This is a genomic window from Nitrospira sp. BLG_2 (assembly GCF_049222245.1).
Genome location: NZ_JBLYIG010000166.1, coordinates 1 through 4,109 on the forward strand (window position 1 = coordinate 1; position 4,109 = coordinate 4,109).

5 protein-coding genes are annotated in these 4,109 nt (G+C 58.6%); 4 read left to right on the forward strand and 1 reads right to left on the reverse strand.

Annotation, left to right across the window (positions count from 1 at the left end):
- Positions 1-385 precede the first annotated feature (385 nt).
- Positions 386-1,363 (reverse strand): hypothetical protein, encoded by a 978-nt coding sequence (locus ACOSYY_RS04610; protein ID WP_421661096.1) that lies wholly within the window; start codon positions 1,361-1,363, stop codon positions 386-388.
- Positions 1,364-1,438: 75 nt separating this feature from the next.
- Here ACOSYY_RS04610 and ACOSYY_RS04615 point away from each other — a divergent pair, with 75 nt between their 5' ends.
- The 4 genes from ACOSYY_RS04615 to ACOSYY_RS04630 are packed head-to-tail and all read left to right on the forward strand — an operon-like array spanning position 1,439 to position 3,884.
- Positions 1,439-1,657 carry a hypothetical protein gene (locus ACOSYY_RS04615; RefSeq protein WP_421661097.1) on the forward strand — a complete coding sequence of 73 codons (219 nt, stop codon included), beginning with the start codon at positions 1,439-1,441 and terminating at the stop codon, positions 1,655-1,657.
- The gene (locus tag ACOSYY_RS04620; RefSeq protein WP_421661098.1) at positions 1,654-2,127 is read left to right on the forward strand and encodes a hypothetical protein; all 474 of its coding nucleotides are present in this window, start codon (positions 1,654-1,656) and stop codon (positions 2,125-2,127) included. Before ACOSYY_RS04615 ends, ACOSYY_RS04620 begins: the two co-directional genes overlap by 4 nt.
- Positions 2,111-3,559, forward strand: a complete 1,449-nt coding sequence (locus tag ACOSYY_RS04625) for a DUF3987 domain-containing protein (RefSeq protein ID WP_421661099.1) — start codon at positions 2,111-2,113, stop codon at positions 3,557-3,559. The genes ACOSYY_RS04620 and ACOSYY_RS04625 overlap by 17 nt, the downstream gene beginning before the upstream one ends.
- Before the next feature lie 43 nt (positions 3,560-3,602).
- Complete coding sequence (locus ACOSYY_RS04630; protein ID WP_421661100.1) at positions 3,603-3,884, forward strand: hypothetical protein; 282 nt, start codon at positions 3,603-3,605, stop codon at positions 3,882-3,884.
- The last annotated feature ends 225 nt before the right edge of the window (positions 3,885-4,109 follow it).

Below are 4,109 nucleotides of genomic sequence, written 5' to 3' on the forward strand. Positions count from 1 at the left end.
GTCGGCGACGGGGTCGCTTGCCTTCAGCGGGCCTTCGGTCCATTCTATCGACCGGCTACAGGAGTGGCATGAGATTCTAGACGATCGGGAAGTGGTGAGCCGGCTGGGACTCGAACCCAGGGCCCTCGCCTTAAAAGGGCGTCGTCAGCATCCTGAGATTAATTGCTACTGAGTGGGACAGAGAAGGACAAGCCCCGCGTCTGACAAGGTTTATGGCAGTTTTCAATGAGGCTGGAGTGAGATTTAAGACAGACTGAGAATCAGGAGAAAAACCGGGAGTAAACCGGGAGTAAGACCGGGACCTGCCTAGGCCCCGGGGGGTACCGCCCCGGCAGCCCCCCCGCCTACCCCCTCGCGCATTCGGCATAGTGCAGGAATACAAGTTCTACCCGCTAGACTCCACGGCCCGTTCTTTCTTCCGCCGATACTTACGAGCTTGCTTACACGCCTCGCCGCATGTGGTAGCTTGCGGCCGTCGATGAGTAATGTCCTTTTTGCATTCCGTGCACCATCGCTGCTTACGCCACGCTCGGAGCATCTTGAGGAACAGCGCACCGAATAGGGTATCTACCTGCCAGTAAAAGTTGGGCCGCTCTGGATCTGAGCTCGGATCGCACTGCAACTTAAGGCTGGGATTAAGGTAGGTTTCCATCAGGTCATGGAGCGCTTCCCATCCGCGGCGAATAAACTCAGGCGCTCTTCGTGGGAATGGGCTCTCTGATAGTCCGATGCTAACCCCGAGAATTCGATCTTCGCGCAGTGTGGGCCCACCATCGTCACCTTCTACTAGAACCGGTCCCTTCTCAAGGATCTGATGCATAGCGACCGCCCTGGAACTGGGTTGCTTCTGTTGGAGGGCCAAATAGAGCGCTGTTGCGGCATGTGCGACACGCGCGGCCTCCCGGATTAATTCAACTGGCTCCCCATACGGGGACGATCCACTTATGCCGCCGCAGACACGATGATAGAGCGACATATCGGATTGCCGGGCTAGCTTCTTCTCGATATTTGCATCCTGCCAATTCGTGCAGACTGTTCCCACTAGGCCCCATTTTGAACACCATCGGACCAGATGATCGGTGTCTGCACCACGAAGCAGTGCCAAATGAGGAAGCCCACAGCTAGCTTCATCGCTCCCCTTCCCAAGGGGATAAATATGCCGGAAGTCTGCCCCCTTCTTGAACCCAATCATCTGCACAGAATCTCCCTTAGATTCCCATAACTGATACGTCAGTTGGTTCATTGAATCGTACTTTCTCACCAGGCAAGTGTCCTTGAGCGTGAAGAGATGGCAAGGCGCGACTTCCTGCATCGATACAACAGGAAGAGTACCGAGAGGAAACGATGGACGCGGAATTGACACGGTTTACCCTGTTTATACGTTGATCAGAACCAATACGCTAGAATCTCACTCAAGTCAACAAGGAGAGGGCCATTGATGGATGCCACGAAGAAGGACGTTGTGGAGCTTCTCACCCTCCGTGAGGCCGAGGCCATGACCAAGCGCAAGGTGTCCACATGGCGAAAGGACATTCGGCTGCGCCGAGTTCCGTACGTACGCTTAGGCCGGCAGATTCGGCTCACGCGAGCCTTTGTGGAAAAACTGATCCGTGACGGGATGCGCGAGTCGATCACGCTGGAGGAGTCGGCCCGATGAGCACGAATTCAAGAATCGATTGGTTCTTGGGGCACCTCAACAGGGTACGCTCGAACGGCACAGACAAGTGGATGTGCCAGTGCCCAGCACATGAAGACCGTACCCCGAGCCTGAGCGTTCGGCTAGGAGAAGACGGACGGATTTTGCTGAATTGCTTCGGCGCTTGTCCACCTCAAGCCGTGGTGGGAGCGCTGGGCTTGAGCCTCGCAGACTTGTTCCCTGATTCGGAGCCCGATCCATGGGCTATGCGAGAAGCACAGCAACGACGGGAGCGGAGGGAGCGCCTTGATCGAACGGACGGCTTTTGTAGCGACGCAGTCAGAGAGGCGCGTGGCCTAATCAGCTCCGCTCGCGGCATTGACATCAGCAATTGGTCTGCTACTCAACTTGATGAGGCTTTGAGCGAGCTGGCGGCAGCACATGCCATTCTCGAAGCGGCAGGAGAACGCTACGATGACCCTAGCGTTTGATGAAGCCCGCCAACGCCTTCGGACCGTGGTCCTGAAGGCCCAACTTGGTGCCGCCACCCTTGAGCAAGAGTTGGAGCCCGTCGATCTTCGGCCCCCTGAACAGGAAGTCTTCAGCCGGCCGTTGATCGAAGAATGGCCCGCTCTCGATCCCGTCGCGCTCTACGGGGTATTCGGGGACATTGTAAGGACGATTCGTCCTCATACCGAAGCGGATGACGCCGCCATCCTGCTCCAAGCCCTCGTGGCATTCGGGAATGCGCTTAACCGTGGTCCTCATTTCCGGGCCGAGGCGGATTATCACGCCATGAACCTCTATGTGACGCTGGTAGGCGAGACCGCTAAGGGGCGAAAGGGGACTTCCTGGGGGCAGGTCCGGCGGTTGTTCCAAGCGGTCGATCCAGACTGGGCAGCGGATCGAATTATGTCCGGGCTGTCCTCTGGCGAGGGACTCATCTGGCAAGTGCGTGACGCCATCACGAAGACCGAACCGATCAAGGACAACGGTCGCTATACCGGGGAGGTGCAGACCGCGATCGTAGACCAGGGCATCACCGATAAGCGGATTCTGGTGCTGGAGCCCGAATTTGCGAACGTGTTGGCCGTCATGCGGCGGGATGGGAACACCCTCAGTGCGGTTCTACGCCAGGCGTGGGATAGCGGCGACCTCCGGGCCATGACGAAGAATGCCTCCGCCAAAGCGACCGGTGCTCATGTGTCGATTATCGCGCACATCACAAAGGATGAACTGCTTCGCCTGATGGAGACGACCGAGGCCGCGAATGGCTTCGCCAATCGCTTCCTGTGGGTTTGTTCAAGACGATCTAAATGTCTCCCGGAGGGGGGAACCCTCAAAGACGAGGACTTATCCCCGCTTATTAGCCGGCTCACTCAGGCCCTCCACTTTGCGCGAGGAACTGGAGAGGTCAAACGGAACGAGCCGGCCCGTACTCTTTGGCATGAAGTCTACCCGGCGCTTAGTGCCGGCGCTCCTGGCCTGTTGGGAGCCGTTACTTCACGGGCCGAGGCGATCACGATGCGGCTCGCCTGTCTCTTTGCCCTGGGAGATATGTCGTATGTCGTAACCCCTGCTCATCTGACCGCCGCCCTGGCCGTCTGGGAGTATTGCGAAGCCTCGGCCCGCTACATCTTTGGGCAACGGCTCGGCGACCCCGTGGCAGATGAACTCCTTCGCGCCCTTCGGCAAGCCCCTACCGGCCTGACCCGGACGGAGATCCGCGATTGGTTTGGGCGGAATCGGAAGTCTCACGAGATCGACCGAGGTCTAGGGTTGCTCGCCAACCAGAACTTGGCCCGTCCGGTCATTGAGCAGACCGGAACTCGTCCGGTTGAACGTTGGCTGGCCATTACAGAGGCTACGACATTAACGACATATACGACATATCCCCCTAGCGAGCAGGAGATAGGTCGTTAATGTCGTATATGTCGTAAGGCGGACACCAAAGGAGGTCATCACGTTGGGACGATACCTAGACATGGTCAGGCGCAGGGACCAGCCCCGCCAAGAGGATGATGCCTCAGACCTTTTGCCCATCAATGAAGGCTCCCCTAACTGGCTGGCCGAATGGCGGGAGCTGGCCTCCCAGACTGCGGGCCTTCTGCCGGATGACCCCCGGCTCAGCCCTGTCCTTGAGGGGCTTAGCCGCTGCGACGAAGCCTTCCTCGCGAACGACTACCCCGGGTTTCTCCGGGCCAAGGCCGCGGTGCTCTGTCTCATGAAGGAGGTGCCCCATGAGTAAGGCCGGCTCCACCAAGCCCAAGGGCCTGCCGGTCTTGTTCCAGTCGCCCACCTTGAGCGAAAGGATGGCGTAATGCCCGACGACACCCCATCGGTTCCGGCTCTTGGCAGCCGACAAAAACGGGGCTCGCGTAAGTATCCCCGGACGGGCAATCAAACGGGGATCAAGGGGGTGGTCGCGGTCGCGTTGATGCGTGAAGGCCAGTCGATCACGCAAGCCGCCGTC